The 24,266-nt window shown below is 65.6% G+C and carries 23 protein-coding genes, 2 tRNA genes and 2 pseudogenes; 17 read left to right on the top strand and 10 right to left on the bottom strand.

Annotated elements, in window-relative coordinates:
- Nucleotides 1-124 precede the first annotated feature (124 nt).
- Nucleotides 125-565 (top strand): SNF2 family DNA/RNA helicase, encoded by a 441-nt coding sequence (locus NC4_RS39485; protein WP_245722004.1) that lies wholly within the window; start codon nt 125-127, stop codon nt 563-565.
- On the opposite strand, the gene NC4_RS43385 is transcribed toward NC4_RS39485, so the two are convergent.
- Together NC4_RS43385 and NC4_RS43390 are read right to left on the bottom strand one after the other, a co-directional pair.
- Nucleotides 524-1,147: a NaeI family type II restriction endonuclease gene (locus NC4_RS43385; RefSeq protein WP_245722005.1), complete on the bottom strand. Its 624-nt coding sequence runs from the start codon at nt 1,145-1,147 to the stop codon at nt 524-526. The genes NC4_RS39485 and NC4_RS43385 overlap by 42 nt on opposite strands.
- Nucleotides 1,104-1,625, bottom strand: a complete 522-nt coding sequence (locus NC4_RS43390; protein WP_067544670.1) for a NaeI family type II restriction endonuclease — start codon at nt 1,623-1,625, stop codon at nt 1,104-1,106. The genes NC4_RS43385 and NC4_RS43390 overlap by 44 nt, the downstream gene beginning before the upstream one ends.
- A gap of 164 nt (nt 1,626-1,789) precedes the next feature.
- Here NC4_RS43390 and NC4_RS29525 point away from each other — a divergent pair, with 164 nt between their 5' ends.
- Nucleotides 1,790-2,269 (top strand): GNAT family N-acetyltransferase, encoded by a 480-nt coding sequence (locus NC4_RS29525; protein WP_218021320.1) that lies wholly within the window; start codon nt 1,790-1,792, stop codon nt 2,267-2,269.
- Between the two features lie 7 nt (nt 2,270-2,276).
- Here the strand turns inward: NC4_RS29525 and NC4_RS44175 are convergent, their stop codons facing one another.
- The 3 genes from NC4_RS44175 to NC4_RS29540 form a co-directional block, all read right to left on the bottom strand.
- Complete coding sequence (locus NC4_RS44175; protein ID WP_067544674.1) at nt 2,277-3,338, bottom strand: MBL fold metallo-hydrolase; 1,062 nt, start codon at nt 3,336-3,338, stop codon at nt 2,277-2,279.
- A 72-nt stretch (nt 3,339-3,410) separates the two neighbouring features.
- Nucleotides 3,411-4,493 (bottom strand): heparan-alpha-glucosaminide N-acetyltransferase domain-containing protein, encoded by a 1,083-nt coding sequence (locus NC4_RS29535; protein WP_169814888.1) that lies wholly within the window; start codon nt 4,491-4,493, stop codon nt 3,411-3,413.
- A gap of 54 nt (nt 4,494-4,547) precedes the next feature.
- The gene (locus tag NC4_RS29540) at nt 4,548-5,198 is read right to left on the bottom strand and encodes a dihydrofolate reductase family protein (RefSeq protein ID WP_067544676.1); all 651 of its coding nucleotides are present in this window, start codon (nt 5,196-5,198) and stop codon (nt 4,548-4,550) included.
- A gap of 342 nt (nt 5,199-5,540) precedes the next feature.
- Between NC4_RS29540 and NC4_RS29545 the strand changes: the two genes are divergently transcribed.
- Together NC4_RS29545 and NC4_RS29550 are read left to right on the top strand one after the other, a co-directional pair.
- A complete protein-coding gene (locus NC4_RS29545; protein WP_218021321.1) occupies nt 5,541-7,508 on the top strand; it encodes an ATP-binding protein in 1,968 nt (655 codons plus the stop codon).
- 159 nt (nt 7,509-7,667) lie between these two features.
- A pseudogene (locus tag NC4_RS29550) lies at nt 7,668-7,886 on the top strand (cold-shock protein).
- Here NC4_RS29550 and NC4_RS29555 read toward each other — a convergent pair.
- Nucleotides 7,867-8,667, bottom strand: coding sequence for a nucleotidyltransferase domain-containing protein (locus NC4_RS29555; RefSeq protein WP_067544680.1), 801 nt, complete (start codon nt 8,665-8,667; stop codon nt 7,867-7,869). The pseudogene NC4_RS29550 and the gene NC4_RS29555 overlap by 20 nt on opposite strands.
- A 678-nt stretch (nt 8,668-9,345) precedes the next feature.
- Here NC4_RS29555 and NC4_RS29560 point away from each other — a divergent pair.
- The 5 genes and pseudogenes from NC4_RS29560 to serA all read left to right on the top strand — a co-directional run bounded on the left by NC4_RS29560 (nt 9,346) and on the right by serA (nt 13,697).
- Complete coding sequence (locus NC4_RS29560) at nt 9,346-10,146, top strand: globin domain-containing protein (RefSeq protein WP_218021322.1); 801 nt, start codon at nt 9,346-9,348, stop codon at nt 10,144-10,146.
- A 24-nt stretch (nt 10,147-10,170) separates the two neighbouring features.
- On the top strand, nt 10,171-10,512 hold the full coding sequence (locus NC4_RS41860) for a ferredoxin reductase domain-containing protein (protein WP_218021323.1): 342 nt from the start codon (nt 10,171-10,173) through the stop codon (nt 10,510-10,512).
- Nucleotides 10,513-10,643: 131 nt separating this feature from the next.
- Nucleotides 10,644-11,270: a hypothetical protein gene (locus NC4_RS29565; RefSeq protein ID WP_067544682.1), complete on the top strand. Its 627-nt coding sequence runs from the start codon at nt 10,644-10,646 to the stop codon at nt 11,268-11,270.
- 27 nt (nt 11,271-11,297) lie between these two features.
- Nucleotides 11,298-11,663 (top strand): annotated as a pseudogene (locus NC4_RS43400) (globin domain-containing protein); the annotation flags it as partial.
- Nucleotides 11,664-12,098: 435 nt separating this feature from the next.
- Complete coding sequence (serA, locus tag NC4_RS29570; RefSeq protein ID WP_067544837.1) at nt 12,099-13,697, top strand: phosphoglycerate dehydrogenase; 1,599 nt, start codon at nt 12,099-12,101, stop codon at nt 13,695-13,697.
- Nucleotides 13,698-13,803: 106 nt separating this feature from the next.
- Here the strand turns inward: serA and NC4_RS29575 are convergent, their stop codons facing one another.
- Entirely contained in the window at nt 13,804-14,043 is a 240-nt protein-coding gene (locus NC4_RS29575; RefSeq protein ID WP_067544684.1) for a hypothetical protein, read from the bottom strand.
- A 219-nt stretch (nt 14,044-14,262) separates the two neighbouring features.
- Between NC4_RS29575 and NC4_RS29580 the strand changes: the two genes are divergently transcribed.
- Nucleotides 14,263-15,270 carry a 3-isopropylmalate dehydrogenase gene (locus NC4_RS29580; RefSeq protein WP_067544686.1) on the top strand — a complete coding sequence of 336 codons (1,008 nt, stop codon included), beginning with the start codon at nt 14,263-14,265 and terminating at the stop codon, nt 15,268-15,270.
- A 190-nt stretch (nt 15,271-15,460) separates the two neighbouring features.
- Here NC4_RS29580 and NC4_RS29585 read toward each other — a convergent pair whose 3' ends face one another.
- On the bottom strand, nt 15,461-16,615 hold the full coding sequence (locus NC4_RS29585) for an MFS transporter (protein ID WP_067544688.1): 1,155 nt from the start codon (nt 16,613-16,615) through the stop codon (nt 15,461-15,463).
- Between the two features lie 336 nt (nt 16,616-16,951).
- Here NC4_RS29585 and NC4_RS29590 point away from each other — a divergent pair, with 336 nt between their 5' ends.
- The 4 genes from NC4_RS29590 to NC4_RS29605 all read left to right on the top strand — a co-directional run bounded on the left by NC4_RS29590 (nt 16,952) and on the right by NC4_RS29605 (nt 19,599).
- Nucleotides 16,952-17,725 carry a fumarylacetoacetate hydrolase family protein gene (locus NC4_RS29590; RefSeq protein ID WP_067544839.1) on the top strand — a complete coding sequence of 258 codons (774 nt, stop codon included), beginning with the start codon at nt 16,952-16,954 and terminating at the stop codon, nt 17,723-17,725.
- A gap of 13 nt (nt 17,726-17,738) precedes the next feature.
- Nucleotides 17,739-19,208, top strand: coding sequence for a glutamate--tRNA ligase (gene gltX / locus NC4_RS29595; protein ID WP_067544690.1), 1,470 nt, complete (start codon nt 17,739-17,741; stop codon nt 19,206-19,208).
- A 177-nt stretch (nt 19,209-19,385) separates the two neighbouring features.
- Nucleotides 19,386-19,457, top strand: a tRNA-Gln gene (locus tag NC4_RS29600).
- Between the two features lie 69 nt (nt 19,458-19,526).
- Nucleotides 19,527-19,599: transfer RNA gene (locus NC4_RS29605), tRNA-Glu, on the top strand.
- Between the two features lie 55 nt (nt 19,600-19,654).
- On the opposite strand, the gene NC4_RS29610 is transcribed toward NC4_RS29605, so the two are convergent.
- A complete protein-coding gene (locus NC4_RS29610) occupies nt 19,655-20,155 on the bottom strand; it encodes a pyridoxamine 5'-phosphate oxidase family protein (protein ID WP_067544692.1) in 501 nt (166 codons plus the stop codon).
- Nucleotides 20,156-20,322: 167 nt separating this feature from the next.
- Nucleotides 20,323-21,024 (bottom strand): IclR family transcriptional regulator, encoded by a 702-nt coding sequence (locus NC4_RS29615; RefSeq protein WP_067544694.1) that lies wholly within the window; start codon nt 21,022-21,024, stop codon nt 20,323-20,325.
- A gap of 118 nt (nt 21,025-21,142) precedes the next feature.
- Between NC4_RS29615 and leuC the strand changes: the two genes are divergently transcribed.
- From leuC to NC4_RS29630, 3 genes are all read left to right on the top strand, one after another.
- Nucleotides 21,143-22,567, top strand: coding sequence for a 3-isopropylmalate dehydratase large subunit (gene leuC / locus NC4_RS29620; RefSeq protein ID WP_067544696.1), 1,425 nt, complete (start codon nt 21,143-21,145; stop codon nt 22,565-22,567).
- Between the two features lie 37 nt (nt 22,568-22,604).
- On the top strand, nt 22,605-23,213 hold the full coding sequence (leuD, locus tag NC4_RS29625; RefSeq protein WP_067544841.1) for a 3-isopropylmalate dehydratase small subunit: 609 nt from the start codon (nt 22,605-22,607) through the stop codon (nt 23,211-23,213).
- Between the two features lie 156 nt (nt 23,214-23,369).
- Nucleotides 23,370-24,005 (top strand): HU family DNA-binding protein, encoded by a 636-nt coding sequence (locus tag NC4_RS29630; protein ID WP_067544698.1) that lies wholly within the window; start codon nt 23,370-23,372, stop codon nt 24,003-24,005.
- Nucleotides 24,006-24,266 lie beyond the last annotated feature (261 nt).

Genomic DNA, 24,266 nt, shown 5'->3' on the forward strand with positions numbered 1-24,266 from the left:
GGGACAGCGGATCGTGAGACGCCAGCGACACGCTAGGTTTGCTGCCACGGGCGCGTCAAAGCCACGTTGATTGCTGGCTCGCCGAGGGCAACTGGAGAAGCTTCTCGGGGGTTACGGTCCGGCTGTGGTTTACGGGGGCTCCCTCGATCGTGAGGAACAGCTGCGTCGTTTCCGCCAGGACCCGGACTGTCAGGTATTTATTTTCCAACCCGGCCATTCTGGGAGAGGGCCTAAGCCTCCACCAGTCTGCCACGATGCGGTCTACGTCGACCGTGACTTCATGGCAGGGCGTTTTCTGCAGAGTTTGGATCGCATTCACCGTCTTAGCTTGGCTCCCGGCACAGAGAACAGAGTGACAATTCTTGCTACACGCAAGACTGTCGACGAAGTTGTACGCGTGTGGCTGGAGGAGAAGCTAGAGTTCATGGGCCGCATTCTCGATGACCCTGCTGTTCAGCAGCTCGCCGATCTGCAGGAAGAGCCAGCGGCTGGTGCTGGGATGGATGCTGCGGGCGTTCGTGCGTTATTGCGGCATCTCGATGCGTCGGCCAGCAGCGAGTCCTGACTCGGGTGGCATTCCGGGTGAGCTGACACCGCCTTGCGGATCAGGAAGTTTGGGAGCCGGCCTGTCCGCAGCTTCGCCAGGCTTGGCCACAACCCAGTCCTCTCCTCGGATCTCTGCGCGCGGGCGGTCACCGTGTTCCGGTCTGGCGCGTGCAACCCGATGGGCTACAAATTCGTCATCTTGCGGAACCGGGCCACCCAGATCACGAGAAATAGCCTGGTGCGCAGGATAGTCGCCCAGGATGATGATGCCTTCTTCCCTGAGCTTCGGCCGGGCGCGTCCACGGTCACCTTCCCTGACACGGGCCATGTAGTCCACTTGCTGTGCGACAGTCCGGACCACTCCGCGTCCGATGCGGCGGCCGTGTACGCGTCTGAACAACTCGATAACGCGTGCTTGCCCTTTGCGGGTTCCTTTGATCAGGATCTGCTCTCGAGTCACATCATCAAGATGCAGGAGGACGTTTTCGGGGAGTTGGCAGTCACGCCACAGCCAGAGGATCTTGCCGCGGCCAGCAGCGCTGATTGTCGCTTTGGAGTCACGGTTCTTGCCTGTGCCGAGTATGCCCGACTCGATGCGCACAAGGCCGGCGCTCCACTTGCTCGTATAGTCGGTCGTCAGCCCATACCAGCAGGCATAGATGGCCGACAGCTTCCGGCGGAATCATCCATCCGCCGAACTTCTGGGAGTACTTGCAATCAACCTTGAACCCGGCGATCGAGTAATCCATGAACTGGCCGTCGCCGAACTGGAACTCTCGCTGGATATTGATCTCGACCAGCGTTCCGGCGTGCGTTTTCTCCGTCTTTATGAGGGTGTTCCAGTCGTATCTGCCGGTCACCTCCCCGTTGAGGAGCTGGTCGATGGTATCGCGCAGGACTTTTGCGGTTCTCAGCCCGGTCGGATCAAGACGCAAGAGTTCCGCTGCGACCTGATCGAGTCCGGGATCAGTATTTGCCAAGGCATCAGAGCCTGCGCTGCCAGAGCCGAGCGCTTCAAGCTCCTGGCGTTCAAGAGTTTCCTTGTAAGCATCGACCTCGTCCAGATGCTGAAACAGCATCCCGCGAAACTCTCCCTCAGCCCGTGGTTCCACAGATGGAGTGTGGCAGGTTTTCCCCGCGTCTATGTTGATCTTCGTCGAAGTTGTCCCACAGGTGTTGCGTGACGACTCGGGCTTGGCGGCATGATTGGCCCATGACATCTGGATTGTTCGTACGGCAGGCCATGCTGGAGGACGAGAAGTTCTTGTGGGCAATGCTTTTCGAGGCGGCGCATGCTGGGGAGGAAGGGATGGTGTCGCCGGAGGAGTTGAAGGCGGTGCCGGAGTTGGCTTGTTATGTGGAGGGGTGGGGCCGGGAAGGGGACTTCGGGGTGGTTGGGGGTGTGGGCGGGGTTGTACAGGGGGCGGCTTGGGTTCGGCGGTTTTCGCATGGGAGGCCGGCGTATGGGTATGTGGATGATGAGACGCCTGAGTTGGCGATCGGAGTGATGCCGGGGATGCGGGGGGCGGGGGTGGGGACCGCGTTGCTCGGGGAGCTGTTGGATCGGGCGCGGATGAGGGTTCCGGGGGTGAGTTTGAGTGTGCGGATTACTAATCCGGCGTTGCGGCTTTATGAGCGGATGGGGTTTGTGGAGGTTCCTGGGACCGAGGTGGTCGATCGGTCTGGGGGGAATAGCGTCACCATGGTGTTGCGGTTCAGTTGAGTACGGGTCAGGGAGTGGTGGGGAACGTCAGGCGGCCGGAGGACAAGTAGTCGGTGGGGTCGAGGAGCATGCGGAGGTCGGGGCGGTTGGCTTCTGGGATGCGGGCTAGTTCCTCGTGGAGTGGGGTTTGGAAGGCCTTGCCTCGGGCGGTGAGGAGGGGGAGCCAGTTGTCGTGGTGGTTGGGGATGAAGAACTTTGGGCGGAGGGCTTCTATGTAGGTGCGGGGGTCTCGGAGGCCGTTGGTGAATTGGTTGAAGCCTTGGATGGCACCTATGTGGACGTTGGATGGGGGGAGGGTGCGGAGGAGGTCGAGGACGTTGGGGGCCTTGTCTAGGAGGGGGCCGCTGGAGTCGTGCCAGGTGAGGGTGAAGGTTTCTGTGCGGAATTGGTAGAGGAGGACGCCGCCTTCGGAGGCGGGGAGGCTGCGGGCCAGGTGGGTGGCGTCGGTGAGGGTTGGTGGGTGGGTGCGGATGTCGCAGGGGCAGGGGGTGAGCCGGACGGGCGACGATGCGCTGGGAGATTCGTCGCGGGGAGTGCGGGCGGAGTGGAGGTGGCGGATCGCGGTCACGGATAGGCCGGGGGCCAGCGTGAAGTCGTAGCGGTCGCCGGGGAGGTTGGAGCTGGAACCTAGTTCTACGCAGGTGAATTCGGGAGACTTGACTTGGTTGCGGATGGTGGCGCAGTGGTCGGCGGTGCCGTGGATCACTGCGCCAGAGGCTTGGGCTATGGGGCCTGCGTCGGCGGCGTGGTCGAAGTGGGCGTGGCCTATGAAGATGGCGGTGGGGCGGAGGGCGGCTACTTCGGTGGGGGTGGTGGGGACGTAGCCGGAGGTGAGGCCGCGGGGGATCCAGGCGTCGAGGAGGAAGACGGTGCCGGACATGGCTATTGCGAAGCTGGAGCAGCCGAACCAGGAGATGAGGACCTGGTCGTCGCGGACGGCGCCGGTGGCAGGGTCTACGGCCGAATCGCCGAAGAAGTGGCGGCGGGCGGCGATGGTGTCCGCGAGGGTGGGTTGGGGCAGGGGAGGTGTGGCGAAGCGGGTGGTGAGGATGCGAGGGATGCTTGCCATCGGGCCCCTTCCGTTGTTGTGGGTGGGCGCCACCCGGCCCGATCCGCATTCTGCACGGACCGGGCGAGGGTGTCACGCAACTCGGGTGGAGCGGGCGCCGATCCAGGTCACCAGGCGTTCGAGGGGGCCGCGGCCGAAGGCCAGGACCCAGAGGGTGGCGGCGGCGAGGGTGACTATCACGAAGATGGCCAGGGGGGTGTTGTCGGTCATGTCCGCGTCGCGGAGGAAACGGACGGCGATGATGTGGGCGGCGTAGGCGGTGAGGGGGATGGAGCCTACGGCCGCCATCGGGAACAGCAGGGGGCGAATGCGTGTCGCGATGAACAGGAGGACGCCGAGGACGGTCAGGGCGAAGCCGAGGGAGCCCGCGATCTCGAAGGTGGTGCCGGAATGCGGTTCGGCGGTGCGCAATTGGGCCCAGTCGGAGGCTTCCGGGGAGACGGAACGGCCGAGCATCCACGCGCTGCCGTAGCCGAGGACCATGAGGGGGATCCCGGCGGCGACCAGCCGGATCCGGAGCAGTGACGAGCTCAGATCGGATCGTCCGATGGCAAGTCCGGTGAGCGCGAACGTGATCCACACCAGACCGGGATAGGTGCCGAGCACGGCGAGATCGGTTACCTTTGCGCCGGAACAGATTTCGGCGGTCGGCGGGAAGGTTTCGGGCAGGATGTGCGACAACCACACGGTCAGCGGCGGCGCCACGAGCGCCCAACCCGCCGCGAGGACGAGCAGACGGCGCGGAGTCCACGTCAGAAAGGGAATGCGCAGCGCGAACAGCAGAGCGTAGGTCTGCAGGATTACCGCGATATCGGTGCCCAGCGCGGTCAGCAGCCCGCCCAAGGCGAACAAGACGATGGCGCGCACCAGGATTCGCAGTCGGGCCGTCACCAGCTGCGTACCGGCGGGCGGCCGCTGCTTGCCGCTGAGCAGGGCGATGGACACCCCGGCCAGGGTTGCGAAGAGGATCGAGGAGCGGCCGTGCGCGATCGACAGCCAGCTGCCGGGCTCGTTCCACGCCAGGGGCTGCGTGAGGCCGATATGGGCGACGATCATGCCCAGCACCGCCAGCCCGCGGGCGGCGTCGATGGCCATGATGCGCGAACTCGACGGCACTGTAACCGCTGCGGGCGCGGCGGCAACGGTTGTGGTCATACCGGGCATGGTGCCGGGACGACCATTAGGAAGTCATGAGGTTTTTCGTCGCCCTCAGCCCGCGCTACGCGTGAACGTCACGTGCGTGACCGCCGTGGATGCCGCCACGCGGCTGCATTCGTAGCCGGGCAGGGCGCCGAGATCGTCGTACAGGCGGGCCCCGGAACCCAGCAGAATGGGGACGACCGCCAGATGCAGGGAATCGACCAGCCCGGCGCGGAGGAATTCGCGGACGGTGGCCGCACCGCCGCCCAATCGGACGTCTTGACCCCCGGCCGCTTCGAAGGCGCTCTTCAATACGGTGTCAGGCGTGTCATCCACGAAGTGGAAAACCGTTCCACCCTCCATTTCCACCGACGGGCGCGGGTAGTGGCTGAGCACGAAGACATCGTGGTGATACGGTGGATTCGGCCCCCACCAACCGGTCCACGAGTTGTCCGGCCATTCGCCACGAATCGGCCCGAACATATTGCGCCCCATGATTGTCGCGCCGATATTCACATCACCCGCGACGGCGTATTCCTCGTCGAGGGTCTGGATGCCCGTGGTGGGCTCGCCCTGCATATAGCGGCCGTAGTCGGTGTCGAAGAGCCACGTGTGCAAGTCCTCGCCACCGATGCCGAGGGGATGCTCGGGCCCCTGACTCGGCCCGGCGACATAGCCGTCCAGGGAGATGGAAAGGTTGTGTACGCGCAGCTTGGGCATGGTGAACCTCGCATGTGGGTGCCGTTGTCCGTCGGTGATAGGACGCCGCGGGATGCGAGAAGTAATCGGTCCCGCCGGGGTCGCACCGAGCCCTTCCGAAGGGCTCCCGACGTCGGAATGCGGTAACCGAGACCTTGCCGTTGCCATGGGCTACCGGTTGGTGAATGCCGGAACCACACTGTGACGAACCGGTTGGTAAATGTTCAGCCCCTTGTTAACCGGGTCGCGTTCTATCGAATTCAGTGGTAGCTGAACGAAGGCTACCGGTAGGGCAATTGGGGGCTCACCATGTACAACGAGGTACATGCGGCCACGCAGGAATGCGAAGACCACAAGTATACGATGCGGATCAGCCGACTGGCGATCGACAAGCTCGGGATTCGGCTCTATGACCGGGTTTCGGCGGTGCTGGCGGAACTCATCGCCAATTCCTACGATGCCGATGCCACCGAGGTGGCGGTGGAACTGCCGTGGGGTGTCACGCTCACCGGGAATATCCGCGCCGCGGACGAACCCGCCTACCGGATCGTGGTGTCCGACAACGGGCACGGCATGACCACCGAGGAGATCAACAGCCATTATCTGATGGTCGGCTCGGACCGGCGGGTGCGGACCGGGTCGGATCTGTCCCGGGAACGGCGGCGACCTGTCATGGGCCGCAAGGGAATCGGGAAACTGGCGGCCTTCGGCATCTGCCGCACCATCGAAGTGATCAGCGCGGGCAGCTATCCCGGCGACTACACCGATCTCGGCTGGCCGGTCTCACATCTCATCATGGACCTGGACGAGATGCTCACCGACACCGAACGCGACTACTACCCGAAGCCCGGCGCCCTGGACGGCACCTTCACCGCCAGGCGCGGCACCACCGTCATCCTGAGCAATTTCTTCCGCAAGCGCGTCAATACCGGCACCGAACTGAATCGCCAGCTGGCCTCGCGTTTCGGCATCGAGCGCGCCGATTGGCGGGTCGAGGTCCGCAACAGCAACGGCCGCGAGAGCTTCACACTCAGCGATCTGCCGATCGATGTCATGGAGGAGACCCGCATAGACACCGCGCGGGTACCGGTGCGTTTCGGGCATCAGTACCTGCCGGTGACCGGCTGGATCGCCTACTCGAAGCAGCCGTACCGGGATGAGGCGATGGCCGGTGTGCGTATCTACGCGCGCGGCAAAATCGTCGCTCAGACAAGGGATTTCGGCATTCCCGCCGGATTCACCGGCGAATTCAAACTGCGCTCCTATCTGGTCGGCGCCATCAATGTCGACTGGCTCGACGACGATGAGGACCTGGTGCGCTCCGACCGCCAGGACATCATCCGGAACTCCCCGCGCGGTGAAGCACTCGCGCACTGGGGGCAGGCCCTCATCAAGGAAATCGGCAGGCTCGGTGAGAAATCCATTCGCCGCCGCGTGTGGGAGGAGTTCGTCGAACGCTCCCGCCTGCACGAAACCCTGGAGGCAATTGCCCCGGGGGACCGCATGTTCCGCGATTCCGTGGTCGAAGCGGCGCGAATCCTGTTGGCGCACAAGGATCGTGCCTCGCTCGATGATCCGGCTCACATTCAGAACATGCTGCGCCTGGCGCTCTCGCTGGGTCCGCAGCGCAGCCTGCTCGAGACCCTCAAGGAGATCGCCGAGGACGGCGACGATCCCGAACTCGATGTCGTGGTCGCCCTGTTCGAACGCGCCCGCGTCGCCGAGATCTACTCCCTCGGCCAGATCGCCAGCGAGCGCGTCGCCGTCGTGGACCGCCTGCGCGCCCTCATCGACGACTGCCGCTCGCTGGAGCGACCTTTCCAGGAGCTCATCGAATCCGCCCCGTGGCTGCTCGCCCCGGAATGGACGCCGCTGGGCATGAACGAATCCCTCAAACGCGTCCGCGCCAGCTTCGAACGCTGGTACGCGCAGAAATTCGGCGCCGCCCTGGTGACCACCGCCATCGGCAGCCACAAGCGCGAACCCGATTTCGTACTGCTGCACGATTCCGGCGAACTGTGGATCGTCGAGATCAAGCGCATGTATTACCACCTCACCGACGAGGAGTACAACCGCGCGGTCAACTACCTCTACGAACTCGACCGTTTCCTCGAGGAGAATCCGCGTATCGGCGCCCAATTCCCGCGCCGCCGACTGACATTCATCGTCGACCACATCGACCGCCTGGGCCCGGCCTCGCTCTCCTCGCTCATGAGTGATCAGCGCGTCGACCGCCGCACCTGGCGTGAACTGCTCGATTCCACCCTGCGCGCCCACCGCGACTTCCTGGAGCGCGTCTACGCCATGCGCGACAACGGCGACGACGAGTAGGCGGACGGCGGCGTCCGCGCGGGCTGAGGCTTGCTCGAATCAAGAGGTATTGATGGTGCGGATGTGATGGGTGGGGTACACGTCACATCCGTTGACATGACACCATGGTCCGCACGCACGCGGACATGACGTGCGCTGAAATCCGAGAAGGTTTGGGGAATGTTGCACGGTACCGTCAAGTAGTTCGACAGTGAGAAGGGCTTCGGTTTCATCCAGCCCGACAATGGCGGCCCTGACGTGTTCGTGGAGTACACCGAGGTCGAGGGCGACGGTTTCCGGTCCCTCGAGGAAGGTCAACGCGTCGAATTCGACGTGCGCCGCACCAAGCCGGGACCGGAAGCCGTCGGCGTACGCGTGATCAGAGCACGCGGCTTCTGAAGAACTCCGCCGCGAGCTCTTTCGCGCGCTCCCGCTGTGCCGGTTCGTCCTTGACGAATTCCACTGCGGCCCGTTCGAACTCGGCCTCGATGAATTCCGCTATCGGCGCCGGAACACCGCCGGATCCCATTTCCCGGGTCCGTGATTTCAACTCCGTCAATTCCGTGACCGACGCCATGAAATCAGCTGGCAAATCGCATTCCGCGAGCAGTGTCGGCAAATGCATTGGAGCCACCGATTTATCGGAATGTTCGTGCAGCCATCGCAATGCCATGGCCGGTCGCAGCGAATAGAACACCTTCTTCAGCGACCGGTTCGAATCGAACAGTTGCCACTGTCGTCGCCCCAGATGCAGGTAGTGCCGGGCAATACGGTTGCGATCGGCGACCGCGTCCGCGAGCGCCCGCAATTCATCCCGGAATTGCGCGTCCCCGCGGTATGTGATCGGCGACATCAGCCACTCGATGAGCACCGCGTTCCCGTTCACCAGCAGCCGTAGCGCCTTCACCAGATCCCAGCCGTTGACATCCAGCAGCCCCACCAGGGGCGTCTCGATGACGTCCCGGCCCGCCCACGGCGTCAGATAGTCCGCTGCCGTCCGCACGTAGACGAACCGGCAGTCGTAGTCCGAATCCGGCGAGGGAAAGCCCCAGGCCCGGCTGCCGCTCTCGATTGCGAGCAGCACTTTCACCCGGTGCTCGCGCTCGATCCGATCCAGCTCGCCGTCGATCGTCGCGACCACCGCGGTGTCCATGGAAGTGGGGATCGAACGCAGTGTCATGCCCGTGGACGCTAGCGCCCGCGGGCGCGCTGGTCCACGCGATTTCCTGCCGGTCATGCCCCTGAAAACAGGGGCGTGATTTGCCCGTTATAGCGGCGTATTTCGATTAGTGATGAACCAGGTCACATGACTAAGAACCTATGACCTGGGTCACAGAGTGTTAATGCCTCGTAACGAGTCGTGAAATGCCCCCGATAGGCTCGTCGTCAGTAAGTTCAAACTGAGAGGTAATTTCATGATCCCCGTTATCATTGACACCGGTTCCGCTGCTCTGAACGGCCTGCTCGACACCGGCTCCGCCGCTCTGTACGGCCTGCTGAACACCCTGTGGACCGGGTCCTTCGGCAAGTAAAGACTTGCTGACGTCGAACTAATTCGACTTCGAAAGCCCGGCCTCGCGCTCCGCAGCGGCGAGGCCGGGCTTTCGGCTATTCATAGCCGCCTCCTCTAATAGTGAAAATCCGCCTCCCGAGTACATGATTCGCTGATTGTTAGCCGAATCCGACTGCGTCCCTTTCGTTTAGACAGCGCCGATCCCATGCCTTAGGTTGACCGTTATTCGGACGGTCGTCCAAGGATCTGCCGCACTGCGAGAGGTGCGGTCGCGGCCGTCCAGAGGAGAGTGTTGATGAAGCGGGTAGCGCCCCGGCGCCCCAGGCCCCGTCGGGTGGGCCGCACATGAACATCGAGGCACTACAGGCCAGTTGGCGCGCGGTCGAGCGGATCGGCGACGAGGCCATCCAATACTTCTATTCGCACCTGTTCCTGGCCCATCCGGAGGTGCGGGACATGTTCCCTATCCGGATGACCGGCCAGCGCGACAAGTTCTTCGCCGCCCTCGGCCGCATTGTCAGCAATGTCGAAAGCCTCGCCGCCGACCCGGAATTCGTCGTCCAGCTGGGTCGCGACCATCGCCGCTTCGGCGCGGTGGCGGCGCACTACCCGGCCGCCGGGGCCTCGCTGCTCGCGACGCTCGCGCACTTCCACGGCCAGCGCTGGACCGATGAGCTCGCGCAGACCTGGACCGACGCTTATTACGCGGTCGCCGACATCATGGTGAATGCCGCCGAACAGGCCGCGGACACCCCGGCCTGGTGGGACGCCGACATTGTCGCCACCGAGAAGCGCAGCATCGATGTCACCGTGCACACCATCCGGCCGCAGCAACCGTATCGGTACCAGCCCGGTCAGTCCCTGGCCATCGAGATCCCGCAGCGCCCGCGGCTGTGGCGCTACTTCTCGCCCGCCAACGCGCCGCGCCCCGACGGCACCTTCGATATTCACGTCCAGGTCGTCGACGGCGGCGAGGTCAGCGCGACCTTCGCCCGCAATGCCCGGCCCGGCGATCGCCTGCGCCTGGGCGCCCCGGTCGGCAATGCCTTCGTGATTCCGCCCGGCGCGGTCGACAATCTGCTGCTCATCGCCGGTGGTTCCGGGCTGGCCCCGCTGCGCGCGGTGCTGGACGGCATCGAACAGTAGTCCCGCCACGGCGCCGTGCCGCGCGTGCAGCTGCTGCACGGCGTGCGCACCTCGTGGAACCTCTACGACCGCGAGGCATTACAGGCGCTCACCGAGCACCCGTGGTTCAGCTACACCCCCGTCGTATCCGAGGATCCGGGATTCCACGGCGTACAGGGCACGGTCGGCGCGGTTGCCGCGCGCGGCCGCGATCTGACCGGCGTCACCGCGCTGGTCTGCGGTTCGCCCGCCATGGTCACCGCCACGGTCGCCGCGCTGACCACCGCCGGAATGCCGCGCCACGCCATCAGATTCGAGACGTTCGGCCAAGCGCCCACCACCGATCAGGTTGGCCGCAGCGTGGACAAGGTTGCCCAATGGATGTGAAACCCGAGGACATTCGGAACAACAACAAGTTCGAGGACATCCGGAACACCAAGTTCAGGGGAGCGCGCCTGGGGCGCAAGGGATATGACGCCTAAGAGGTCGACCGCTTCCTCGAACAGCTGCACGCCCGCATGGCCCGGCTGGCCCGGGAGAACCGGAATCTGACCCTCACCAGCAACTCTCAGGAACTGGCCCGGTTGCAGCGCGAGAACATGCAGCTGGCCGCCAAGAGCGAAGCCCTGCAGATGCAGATGCAGACCATGGCCTCGCCCGGCGATGTCGCCGAACTGCAGCAGCAGCTGGCCAACTCGCACTGGGAAATCGCCAGGCTCCAAGGCGAATTGGAGAAGGACGAGCTCGGCATCAGCACCCGCGCGGTGAATGTGCTCAATCGCGCGCAGCAGTCCGCGGATGCCATAGTCGAACAAGCGGAGCAGCACGCCTGCGACCTGATGGCCGTGGCACGCTCGCAACAGCGGGAAATGCTGCAGCAGGCAAGGGAATCCGTCGGATCCACCAGATTCAACGGATATCTCGACCCGGAGCTCGAGGACCAGCGCTACGAGCAGCTGCGCGCCTACTCCGATCTGCTGCGCTCCCAGCTGCAAACCATGATCGCGACCCTCTCGGTTGAGGTCGACAAGCTGGCGCTGCTCCCGCTGCCGGGCGGCCAGGCCACCGCCGTGGCATTCCCCGGCGACCCCTTCCCGTCGCGCGGCCTACCGGCCGACGGCTCGGAACCGGCACAACACCACTGATTCACCGTTCAGCCCACGGAGAAACACATGAATATCGAAGCCTTGCAAGCCAGTTGGAAGCAGGTCGAAGCGGTCGGCCCGGAAGCGGTCGAGTACTTCTACAACCACCTGTTCGACAGCCACCCCGAGGTCCGCGGCATGTTCGCCGAGGATATGTCCGAACAGCGCGCCCGCTTCCTGTCCGGTCTGGGCCGCATTCTCACCAATGTCGAAACCCTCGCCGCCGATCCGTCGTTCGTGCAGCAGCTGGGCCGCCATCACGCGGGTCTCGGCGTCGTGGCCGCGCACTACCCGGTGGCGGGCGCCTCGCTGCTGGCCACCCTCGAGCATTTCCACGGCGAGGCGTGGACGCCGGAACTGGCCGATACCTGGGCTGCCGCCTACGGCGCCGTCGCGGACATCATGATCTCCGCGAACTGGTACGCCGTCCGATACCGCGCCGCGGCGCGAACCATGCGAGCCGGTCCCGGAATACCGCCGGGACCGGCTTTCGCGGTACCCGCACGGTTCGTGCGATGGCACGAACCCGGGAGCGGCAGAACGGAATCCGGCTCATCAAGATCAACAAACCAGATCCGGCCGCAGCGAAGTTGCGGAAAGATTGCCGGATTCGGGGTCCGGTCGGGGCCGTGCGACCGGGATTGTGAGCCATGCACCACGGTTCCGCAGCCGAATCGGACAATCGACCAAAAGATTCCCGCCGAGTGGGAAAACCCCCATGTCACCGGTGTGACGGCACCCGCCTACCGGGCGGTAAGGGCAGCCGAAATCGCGCCCACTAAGCTGACGCCCGTAAATCCCGGAACCCTTCCTCAGGAGTACCCCACAGTGAGCCAAGCCGGACGCCCTGTTGTTCTGATCGCCGACAAGCTCGCCCAGTCGACCGTCGACGCGCTCGGCGACGGCGTCGAGGTTCGCTGGGTCGACGGCCCCAACCGACCTGAGCTGCTCGCGGCCGTCCCGGAAGCCGATGCGCTACTGGTGCGCTCGGCCACCACCGTCGACGCCGAGGTCCTCGAGGCCGGTAAGAACTTGAAGATCGTCGCCCGCGCCGGCGTCGGCCTGGACAATGTCGACGTGCCCGCCGCCACCGAGCGCGGCGTCATGGTCGTCAACGCGCCGACCTCGAATATCCACACCGCCGCGGAGCACGCCGTCACCCTGCTGCTCGCCGCCGCCCGACAGATCCCGGCCGCCGATGCCACCCTGCGCGAGCACACCTGGCAGCGCAGCAAGTTCAACGGCGTCGAGATCCTCGGCAAGACCGTCGGCGTCATCGGCCTGGGCCGCATCGGCCAGCTGTTCGCGCAGCGCCTCGCCGCCTTCGAGACCAAGATCGTCGCGTACGACCCCTATACCTCCCCGGCTCGCGCCGCCCAGCTCGGCATCGAACTGCTGACCCTGGACGAGGTGCTCGAGCGCGCCGACTTCATCTCCATTCACCTGCCCAAGACCCCCGAGACCAAGGGCATGCTGAACAAGGAGACCCTGGCCAAGACCAAGAAGGGCGTCATCATCGTCAATGCGGCCCGCGGCGGTCTCATCGACGAGCAGGCCCTGGCCGACGCCATCACCTCCGGCCACGTGCGCGCCGCCGGTCTGGACGTGTTCGAGACCGAGCCCTGCACCGACAGCCCGCTGTTCGCGCTGCCGCAGGTCGTGGTGACCCCGCACCTGGGCGCCTCCACCGCCGAGGCCCAGGATCGCGCGGGCACCGATGTCGCCAAGTCCGTGCAACTCGCCCTCGCCGGTGAGTTCGTCCCCGGCGCGGTCAATGTCGCCGGTGGCGCGGTCAGCGAAGAGGTCGCCCCGTGGCTGGAGATCGTCCGCAAGCAGGGCGCGTTGCTCGGCGCGCTGGCCTCCGAGCTGCCGGTCAGCCTGGAGGTCCAGGTCCGCGGTGAGCTGACCGCCAATGACGTTGCCATCCTGGAGCTCTCGGCCCTGCGCGGCGTCTTCTCGGCGCTCATCGAGGATTCGGTCACCTTCGTCAACGCGCCGTCGCTGGCCAAGGACCGCGGCCTCGAGGCCACCGTCACCACGCACAGCGAGAGCCCGACCCACCGCAGCCTGGTCGACCTGCGCGCCGTATTCGGCGACGGCCGCACCCTGAATGTCGCGGGCACCCTGACCGAGCCGCAGCAGGTCGAGAAGATCGTGAACATCAACGGCCGCAACTACGACATGCGCGCCGAGGGCCTCAACCTGGCCGTCCTCAACTACGAGGACAAGCCGGGCCAGCTGGGCCGCCTGGCCACCAAGCTCGGCGAGGCCGATATCGACATCCTCGCCGCCCAGCTGTCGCAGGACCTCGACAAGACCGGCGCCACCGTCGTCCTCCGTATCAACAAGGAGGTCCCGGCCGACGTCCAGACCGCCATCGCCGAGGCCGTCGGCGCGGCCAAGGTCGCCCAGGTCGACCTGAGCTGACACGGTTCGAGAAGCACTGACGCCGAGCCCCTTCCACGGATGTGGAAGGGGCTCGGCGCATTTCCGATAAATGAGGAGAGCGGTGTGAGACGGCGAGCAGCACGGGTCAGCGCACCCGGCGCTCCCGCGCCTCGACGGCGTCCTTCGCCTCCACCAGGCTCGCCGCGGGGTTGAGGTCGCGATAGACCTTGATCGCGTGAATCTTCTTGCCGCGCTGGATGAGTTCGTCGATCTCGGCATAGTCGAGCGTCAGGCTCGGGTCCTCGATGCCGAGGTGCTTCATGATCAGGTCGAGTTTGTGTTCGAGGCGATCGATCTTGTGCTCGAGTCGAGAGTTGTCGAACATGGCCCCGAACCTACCGGGACCGCCGCGCACTCGACGATCGCGTACCGGGAATGCCGAGGCGTCATGCCGCCAGTCTCACAGGGTGGGAGGAATCCCGTTCGAACTGCTGCTGCCCAATCTCACTGGGTGGGAGCGGCTTGCCCTGGTGGGAGCGGCCGGATATCCACCCGCTATCGTGGCGGGCGGACTCTCTTCCCAGCTGAACGGAGCATTGTTGTCATGAAACTCGCTGTCATCCCGGGAGACGGTATCGGTCCCGAGGTCATCGCCGAGGCGCTCAAGGTGCTCGACGTGGTGGTGCCCGGTGTCGAGAAGACCGAATACGACCTGGGAGCCAAGCGGTTCCATGCGACCGGGGAGATCCTGCCCGACACTGTGCTGCCGGAACTCAAGCAGCACGACGCCATCCTGCTGGGCGCCATCGGCGATCCGTCGGTGCCGAGCGGCGTGCTCGAGCGCGGTCTGCTGCTGCGCACCCGGTTCGAGCTGGACCACCATGTGAACCTGCGCCCGTCCAAGCTGTACCCGGGCGTCACCTCGCCGCTGGCCGCCAATCCGGAGATCGACTTCGTCGTCGTGCGCGAGGGCACCGAGGGCCCGTACACCGGCACCGGCGGCGCCATCCGCGTGAACACCCCGCACGAGGTGGCCACCGAGGTCTCCACCAATACCCGCTTCGGCATCGAGCGCGTGGTGCGCTCCGCCTTCGAGAAGGCCGAGCAGCGCCGCGGCCATCTCACCCTGGTGCACAAGAACAATGTGCTCACCTTCGCCGGTTCGCTGTGGCAGCGCACCGTGAACGAGGTCGCCGTGGAGTACCCGGACATCGAGCTGGCCTACCAGCACATCGATGCCGCGACCATCCACATGGTCACCGATCCGGGCCGCTTCGATGTGATCGTCACCGACAACCTGTTCGGCGACATCATCACCGATCTCGCCGCCGCCGTCTCCGGCGGTATCGGCCTGGCCGCCTCCGGCAATATCGACGCCTCGGGGACCAATCCGTCGATGTTCGAGCCGGTGCACGGTTCGGCCCCCGATATCGCGGGTCAGTCCAAGGCCGACCCGACCGCCGCGATTCTCTCGGTCGCGTTGCTGCTCAACCATCTCGGCAATGCCGAAGCGGCCGCGCGGATCGAATCGGCCATTGCCAAGGATCTCGCCTCGCGGACCGCTCCGGCCTCGACCGTGGCGATCGGCGATCGGATCGCCGCGGCCGTCTGAGCCGCCCCCGGACCGAACGGCCCCGCACCCCTTCCGGGTGCGGGGCCGTTCCGTTCAGGCCGGTTCCGATTTATGCTGCGACACAGCGTGATACGTCGATGTCGTAACTGTGATGAAATCGACGCACTGTCAAGGGGATGCGAAAACGTAACGGGCGCATCCCTTCCGGATTTGCGGAATGACGGCCGATCTAGTGGGAACCTCTGGGGACCAAGGGGACTGCCGCCAGGGCGATCAGCGCCGTCAGCGCATAGGTGACCGGGAACCCCGCGACCGTGATGAGCGCGCCGAAGGCGGGCGCCAGCGCCGCCATGGCCAGGTTCTGCCCGGTGTTCTGAATGCCCAGCCCGCGACCCGACCAGTACGGACCCGCGATCTCCGCGACCGCGGTGAAGGCCAGCCCGTTATCGGTGACGGTAATGACCGAGGCCGCGACCAGAATCGGAATCGCCGCCCACCACCAGTGCGTCCAGGCCGCGAAGGCCAAGCCCGCCATGGAGATTGCGGCCGCCATGGCGACGATCCGCAGCGGACCCAACCGGCTCCCGACGCGATCGGACCACACCCCCGCCCCGATACGCCCGCCCGCGCCCAGGATCTGCGTCGCGGTGACCAGCGCCCCGGCCGCGGCCAGCGACCAGCCCACATCGCGATGCAGCCACAGCAGCGCGAAGGTCCACAGCGTGCCCTGCGGCACGCACAGCAGCACCGACACCAGGTGGATCCGCCACAGCGTTGAATCACCACGGTAGGGATTCACGGGTCGGCCTGCGTCGCTGGGGGATTCGGGCCGCGGCGGATCCACGATGCCGATCAGGCAGCCGATCGCGGCCGCGCCCGCCATGACGGCCGGAACCAGGATGGTGGTCGAGAACCCGTGCGCCGCAGCGACAGCCGGAATACTCAGCGCGCCGATGCCGACGCCCAGCGGTTGTGCGGTCTGCCGAATCCCCATGGCCAGCCCGCGCCGATCCTTCGGAAACCAGCCCACGATGACCCGCCCGCTCGCGCCATTGGTGCTCGCCGCGCCCATGCCGCCCAGGAACAGGAACACGCCCAGGACGACATAGCTGGAAACGGACGCGGCGGCCAGCCCGGCCGCCAGCACCTTGTGCTCACCGATGCGGTCCACGATGTAGCCCCACGCGATCAGCGTGCAGACCAGCCCGACCGTCGGCATGGACACCAGCAGACCGGCCGTGGCCAGCGGCATTCCGCGATCGGTCAGGGCGGGCAGCAGGAATGGGGTGCCGTGTACGAAGACCGCGCTGGCGGCCTGGGCGAAGACGCCGAGGGCGAGCATGTTCCACCGTTTCGCCGTCCCGATCTGTGTCACGGTGGTCATGGCTTCACCTCGCATCTCACAATATGGAACTGATATCTTACCATTTGAACATCGCTGGTTACGTTACACCTGATGCGCGTGGCTATTCGAGGGGCAAGCTGTCTATTTGCTCACAGTGCTCATCCCGCTCCGGCGCGGCCGGTCCGTACCGCCAGTTGTCTTGCGTACAAGCTCTTTCCACATCCGGCGCGCCCCGATGCTCGCGGGGATGCCGAGCCCGCGCGCGCTCCGGAAACCGGGCCGCCAGCGGTGCGCCCGCCCGCCGCCCGCGTCCCGCTCGCGCCCCGCGGTCGGGCGCGTTCGGGCAGGTGGCGACCGGTCGATAGGATGCGAACCATGCGCCTAGGTCGAGTTGCCAGCCCAGATGGAGTCGCGTTCGTCAGTGTCGAGGGAGACGGTGGCGACGCCACCGTCCGCGAGATCGCCGAACACCAGTTCGGCACGCCGACGTTCACCGGTCGCAGCTGGCAGCTCGCGGATGTGCGCCTGCTGGCGCCGATTCTGGCCAGCAAGGTGATCTGCATCGGTAAGAACTACGCCGCGCACGCCGCGGAAATGGGCGGCCCCGCCCCGGCCGATCCGGTCATCTTCATGAAGCCCAACACCTCCATCGTCGGCCCCAACGCGCCGATCATCTTGCCGCCCAGCTCGTCTCAGGTCGATTACGAGGGCGAACTGGCCATTGTCATCGGCCGCCCGTGCAAGGACGTGCCCGCCGCCCGCGCCAAGGACGTGATCCTGGGCTACACCGTCGCCAATGACGTCACCGCCCGCGACCAGCAGCGTCAGGACGGCCAGTGGACCCGCGCCAAGGGCTACGACACCTTCTGCCCGCTGGGCCCGTGGATCGAGACCGCGCTGGACCCTTCCGATCTGGAGATCGTCACCGAGCTCGACGGCCAGGTGAAACAGCGCAGCCGCACTTCGCTACTGCTGCACGATATTCCGAAGCTGATCGAATGGGTGACCACCGTGATGACGCTGCTGCCCGGCGATGTCATCCTCACCGGCACCCCCGAGGGCGTCGGCCCGGTGCAGGCCGGTCAGACCGTGTCGGTGACCGTCGAAGGCATCGGCACCCTCACCAATCCCGTTGCCGCCAAACGCTGATCGAGGGAGAGACATGTCCGACGTTCGCGTCCGATTCTGCCCGTCACCCACCGGCACACCGCATGTCGGTCTGATTCGCACCGCCCTGTTCAACTGGGCGTATGCGCGCCACCACGGCGGCACCTTCGTCTTCCGCATCGAAGACACCGACGCCGCACGCGATTCCGAGGAGAGCTACCAGGCGATTCTCGACGCGCTGCGCTGGCTCGGCCTGACCTGGGACGAGGGCCCCGAGGTCGGCGGCCCCTACGGCCCGTACCGGCAGTCGCAGCGCAAGGACCTGCACCTCGACGTGGTGCGGCGGCTGCTGGAGGCGGGGGGGGCCTACGAATCCTTCTCCACCCCTGAGGAAGTCGAGGCCCGGCACAAGGCCGCCGGACGCGATCCGAAGCTGGGCTACGACAACTTCGACCGGGATCTGAGCCCCGAGCAGATCGCCGCCTACAAGGCCGAGGGTCGCCCGGCGGTGATCCGCCTGCGCATGCCCGATCGCGACCTCACCTGGCACGACCTGGTGCGTGGCGAGACCACCTTCAAGGCCGGTGTGGTCCCCGACTTCGCGCTCACCCGCGGTAATGGCGATCCGCTCTATACGCTGGTGAATCCCGTCGACGACGCGATGATGAAGATCACTCACGTTTTGCGTGGCGAGGATCTGTTGTCGTCGACCCCCCGGCAGCTGGCTTTGTACGAGGCTTTGCAGCGGATCGGCGTCGCCGAGCGCACCCCGGAGTTCGGTCATCTGCCGTTCGTGATGGGCCAGGGCAACAAGAAGTTGTCCAAGCGCGATCCCGAGTCGAATCTCTTCCACCATCGCGACCGAGGGTTCATTCCGGAAGGTTTGCTGAATTATCTGGCACTGCTCGGCTGGAGCATCGCGGATGATCATGACCTTTTCTCCATGGCGGAGATGGTCAAGGTGTTCGACATTTCGAAAGTTAATTCGAACCCGGCCCGTTTCGACCAGAAGAAGGCCGATGCTCTGAACGCCGAACATATTCGCTTGCTGGAAGCGGGTGATTTCGCTCACCGGCTGCGCGAGTATCTGACCGAGCATGGGCATATCGGCGCCGAGATCGACGAGAAGCTGTTCGCTACCGCGGCCGAACTCGTACAGACGCGAATCGTCGTGCTGGGTGATGCGTGGGGTCTGCTGAAGTTCCTGTTCGTACCCGCCGGGGCGTTCGCGATCGACGAGGCCGCGAAGGAAAAGAACCTCACCGCCGATGCTGCTCCGGTATTGCAGGCGTCCGTGACGGCGCTGGCCGGTGTTTCGGCGTGGAATGCGGCCGCGATCGAGGAGGCGCTGAAAACGGCGCTCATCGACGAGCTGGGTCTCAAGCCGCGCAAGGCCTTCGGTCCGGTGCGCGTGGCGGTCACCGGATCGCATATCAGCCCGCCGCTGTACGAGTCGATGGAACTGCTGGGCCGCGAGGTCTCGATGGACCGGTTGCGGGCCGCGCTCGCGGGAATCGCGCAGTAGCGGTCCCCGGGCCGGGTCGTGGGGCCGGTGACGGCAGTCGAACAGCCGCCCAAACCGGCCCCTGAACAGCCGATTTGTGTATTACCGGCCAAGTCCTGCTAATCTCTTTCTCGGCCGGAAAGCGGTCGGAAAGCGGTCGGAAAGCCCCGAGCGGGGCAGACCGAAAGCCCAGGTCAATGGGGTATGGTGTAATTGGCAACACAGCTGATTCTGGTTCAGCCATTCTAGGTTCGAGTCCTGGTACCCCAGCTTCGAGAGTCGCGAGACTCTCGTTTTGTTCGAGATGACGCGGTCGGTCCGCCTGATTCTCGGCATCCTGGTCCCGTCGTCTAGCGGCCTAGGACGCCGCCCTCTCAAGGCGGTAGCGCGGGTTCAAATCCCGTCGGGACTACAAGGTGAAGGCCCCCAGCCAATCGGCTGGGGGCCTTTGCTTTTGTGCGGACTTTTCAATCCAGCGGCGCTGCGGTGCTGCCGCCCTTGGGCATTGCGGGCATGTCGAGTTTGCGGTGATCCCAGCTGCGGATGCGCTCGGGCACCACGCGAATCGCCACCCGCTTGTTCAGCATGGCCTCGACGAACGGCTTGGCCTCTTCGCTGTAGGGCCCGGTGTAGCGCTCCCACACGCTGATTCCCACCTGGAACAGCGCTTCGGCATCGTCGATGATCTCCGCGCGACCCTCGATGGATACGCCGCGTAGCTGGTCGTAGGTATCGCCCGCCTCGACCATCACGGTGATGCGCGGATCGCGGCGCAGGTTCACCGCCTTCTGCGATTTGGCCTTGGTCTCGAACCAGATCTCGCCGTTGATCAGGCCGTACCACATGGCGATCAGATGCGGCCTGCCCGTCGCGCCCACGGTGGCCATGGTCGCGATGCGGCTGCGCTCCAGAAATTCGCTGATCTCCGACTCGGACATCACAATCTGCGCGCGTTGATTAACTCCCATGGGTAACTCCTTACACCGTCAGTTGCCCGGGTCCAATACTGGTCGAGGATGAACCGGCATACGGCGTATGGCGAGGGTCACACGGCCGTGCCGGGTGCTGAACGGCCGCTGAAACGTCGACGCCCCCGCCGGGTAGGGGCGAGGGCGTCGACGGGGTCGCGGAGGCGTCAGAGGCGCTTGTGGAGGGCGTCGGCGGCGGCCACCAGATCGGCGGCCCACCGCGCACCCGGGCGTCGGCCCATGCGGTCGATGGGTCCGGATACCGAGACGGCCGCGACCACGCCCCCGGTGGCATCGCGCACCGGCGCGGACACGCTGGCCACCCCGGCCGCGCGCTCGGCGGCCGACTGCGCCCAGCCGCGGCGGCGCACCTCCGCCAGGGCGCGCTCTCCGAATACCGCTTCCGGGAGCACGGTGCGCTGCAGGTCGGCATCGGCCCAGGCCAGCAGGACCTTGGCGGCCGAGCCCGCGGTCATGGGCATGCGCGCGCCCACCGGAACGGTGTCGCGCAGTCCGGCCGCGGGTTCCATGGAGGCCACGCAGACGCGGGCATTGCCGTCGCGGCGGTAGAGCTGGACGCTCTCGCCGGTGATCTCGCGCAGTCGCGGAAGAATTGTGGCGGCGGCGTCCAGGAGCGGGTCGCTGGCGGTTGTCGCCAGCTCCGATAGCGCGGGGCCGGGACGCCAGAGTCCCTGGCTGTCGCGGGCCAGCATGCGATGCGTCTCCAGGCCCACGGCCAGGCGATGCGCGGTGGCGCGGGGCAGGCCGGTGCGGGCGCACAGCTCATTGAGGCCGCAGGGTTGCTCGGCGACGGCGTGCAGGACCGCCATGGCTTTGTCCAGAACACCGATACCGCTATGCTGTCTCATAGAACGATATTAGCGTCTCGCATATTGGGAAATGCAAATCCAGCCGCCCGATTCGCGAGCCGCGCTCCCCGCGTCACCAGCCCGGGCGCGGGAATGTCTATCGAGAGGTGATGGAGCTATGGCCGACCGGCCACGCACTCTGGCGGAGAAGGTCTGGGATCAGCACGTCGTCGTCCGCGGCGCGGGCGAGGGCGCGAACCGCGAACCCGACCTCATCTACATCGACCTGCACCTGGTGCACGAGGTGACCAGTCCGCAGGCCTTCGACGGCCTCCGTGCGGCCGATCGCCCCGTGCGGCGCCCGGATCTCACCATCGCGACCGAGGACCACAACGTCCCGACCATCGATATCGACAAGCCGATCGCCGATCCTGTTTCCCGCACCCAGGTGGAAACGCTGCGGCGCAACTGCGCGGAATTCGGCATCCGCCTGCACCCGATGGGCGATCTGGATCAGGGCATCGTGCACGTGGTGGGCCCGCAGCTGGGTCTGACCCAGCCGGGAACCACGGTGGTGTGCGGTGATTCCCACACCTCCACGCACGGCGCCTTCGGCGCGCTGGCCATGGGTATCGGCACCTCCGAGGTCGAGCACGTGCTGGCCACGCAGACCTTGTCGCTGAAGCCGTTCCAGGCGATGGCCATCAATGTCGACGGGCAGCTGCCCGAGGGCGTCACCTCCAAGGACGTCATTCTGGCTGTCATCGCGCAGATCGGCACCGGCGGCGGCCAGGGCTATGTGCTCGAATACCGCGGCGAAGCGGTGCGCGCCATGTCCATGGAGGCGCGGATGACCATGTGCAACATGTCGATCGAGGCGGGCGCCCGCGCGGGCATGGTGGCCCCCGACCAGGTCACCTATGAATTCCTGAAGGGCCGCCCGCATGCACCCGAGGGTGCGGATTGGGATGCGGCCGTGGCGGCCTGGGATGCCCTGAAGACCGACGAGGGCGCGGTGTTCGACGCCGAGGTGCATATCGACGCCGCGGCGCTGACCCCCTTCGTGACCTGGGGCACCAACCCGGGACAGGGTGCGCCCCTGGGCGACACGGTGCCGGACCCGGAGCAGATCTTCGACGAGAACGAGCGCGCGGCGGCCGAGAAAGCGCTGCAATACATGGACCTGAAACCGGGTACTCCGCTGCGAGATGTCGCCGTGGACACGGTTTTCGTCGGCTCCTGCACCAATGGCCGGATCGAGGATTTGCGTGCCGTGGCCGATGTGCTGAAGGACCGGAAAGTGGCGGACGGCGTACGCATGTTGATTGTGCCGGGCTCCATGCGGGTGCGGCTGCAGGCGGAAAAGGAGGGCCTGGGCGAGATTTTCACCGCCGCGGGCGCGGAATGGCGGCAGGCCGGGTGCTCGATGTGCCTCGGTATGAACCCGGATCAGCTTTCGCCCGGTCAGCGCTGTGCTTCGACCTCGAACCGGAACTTCGAAGGGCGCCAGGGCAAGGGCGGCCGCACGCATCTGGTGTCGCCGCTGGTGGCGGCGGCTACCGCGGTGCGCGGAACCCTGTCCTCACCTGCGGATCTCAACTGATCCCAGCCCCTTTCGGCCCCCAGACCCAGGAGAAATGATGGAAGCGTTCAAGGTCCACAAGGGGATCGGCGTTCCGCTGCGCCGGTCCAATGTCGACACCGATCAGATCATCCCGGCGGTGTATCTGAAGCGCGTCACCCGAACGGGATTCGAGGACGGGCTGTTCGCGGCCTGGCGTTCGGATCCGAACTTCATTCTGTACACCGAGCCCTACAACCGGGGTTCTGTCCTGGTCGCCGGTCCGGATTTCGGTACCGGTTCCTCACGCGAGCACGCCGTTTGGGCGCTCAAGGACTTCGGGTTCCGGGTGGTGATCTCCTCCCGGTTCGCCGACATCTTCCGCGGGAACGCGGGCAAGGACGGGCTGCTGACGGCCCGGATGCCGCAGAGCGATGTGGAATTGCTCTGGAAGTTGCTCGAGGAACAGCCCGGTTTGGAATTGACGGTGGACCTCGAGGCCCGCACAGTGTCCGCCGGAACCGTCGTGTTGCCGTTCGATATTGACGACTACACACGGCGGCGTCTGCTCGAAGGTCTGGACGACATCGGGCTGACACTCCGGCGCGTCGACCAGATCAGCGAGTTCGAAAACGCAAGGCCGAGTTGGAAACCCACCACCATTCCAGCCCGTATTTCGCAAGCGTAATCATTGGTGCGGGTTAGCTGAAACCGCTTGAACCCGGTTGCTGGGCGTGTGCCATGTCTCATCAAAATAGGCGTGGCACATAGACTCTTGCCCAAAGAAGGTTTACCGTGGTACCTAGTCGGTCCGACGACGGGCCATTAGTCTGCGGAGGATTCAATGAACAAGGCGGAACTGATCGATGTTCTGACCGAGAAGTTGGGTACTGACAGGCGTACGGCTACTGCGGCAGTCGAGCAGATTGTCGACACGATCGTGCGCGCGGTGAACAAAGGTCAGAGCGTCACCATCACCGGATTCGGTGTCTTCGAACAGCGTAAGCGGGCCGCTCGCGTGGCTCGTAACCCGCGCACCGGTGAAACCGTGAAGGTGAAGCCGACTTCCGTGCCGGCCTTCCGTCCGGGCGCTCAGTTCAAGGCGATCATCGCCGGTAAGCAGAAGATCGCGTCGAGCGGCCCCGCCGTGAAACGTGGTGTGGCTGCCCCGGTGTCGGGCAAGGCGGGCGCCAAGAAGACCACGGCGAAGAAGACCGCGAAGAAGGCCACCAAGGCTCCGGCCAAGACCACGGCGAAGAAGGCCGCGTCGAAGGCTCCCGCCAAGAAGGCCACCGCCAAGAAGACGGCGGCGAAGAAGACGGCGGTCAAGAAGACCACGGTCAAGAAGACCACGGTCAAGGCCACCGCCAAGAAGGCTCCGGCCAAGAAGACCGCGGTCAAGAAGGTTACGGCCGCCAAGAAGACCGTGAAGAAGGCTCCGGCCAAGAAGACCGCGGCGAAGCGGACTGCCCGTCGCTGACGGTTTTTCTGCAGGACGACATGTGAGACGGCCCGGCCCTGCCGGGCCGTCTCACATGTCCGGGGCCGAATCCCGGCGTCCCCGGCGGATTCCCGGCGCCGCTACGGCCCGCCAGGACGCCCTGTGCGCCGCGAAACTCACTCCGCCCCGGTGGCAGCCGCCGCGAGCGTCGGAGCGGCCGCAAATCGGTCCTGATCGGCCGGAAGCCCTGCGGCCGGGCGAAATCCGGCCCGTGACCGGCCGAATGCCGTGCGGCGAGGG

The sequence above is a fragment of the Nocardia crassostreae genome (assembly GCF_001613405.1).
In the GTDB taxonomy this organism is placed as follows: domain Bacteria; phylum Actinomycetota; class Actinomycetes; order Mycobacteriales; family Mycobacteriaceae; genus Nocardia; species Nocardia crassostreae.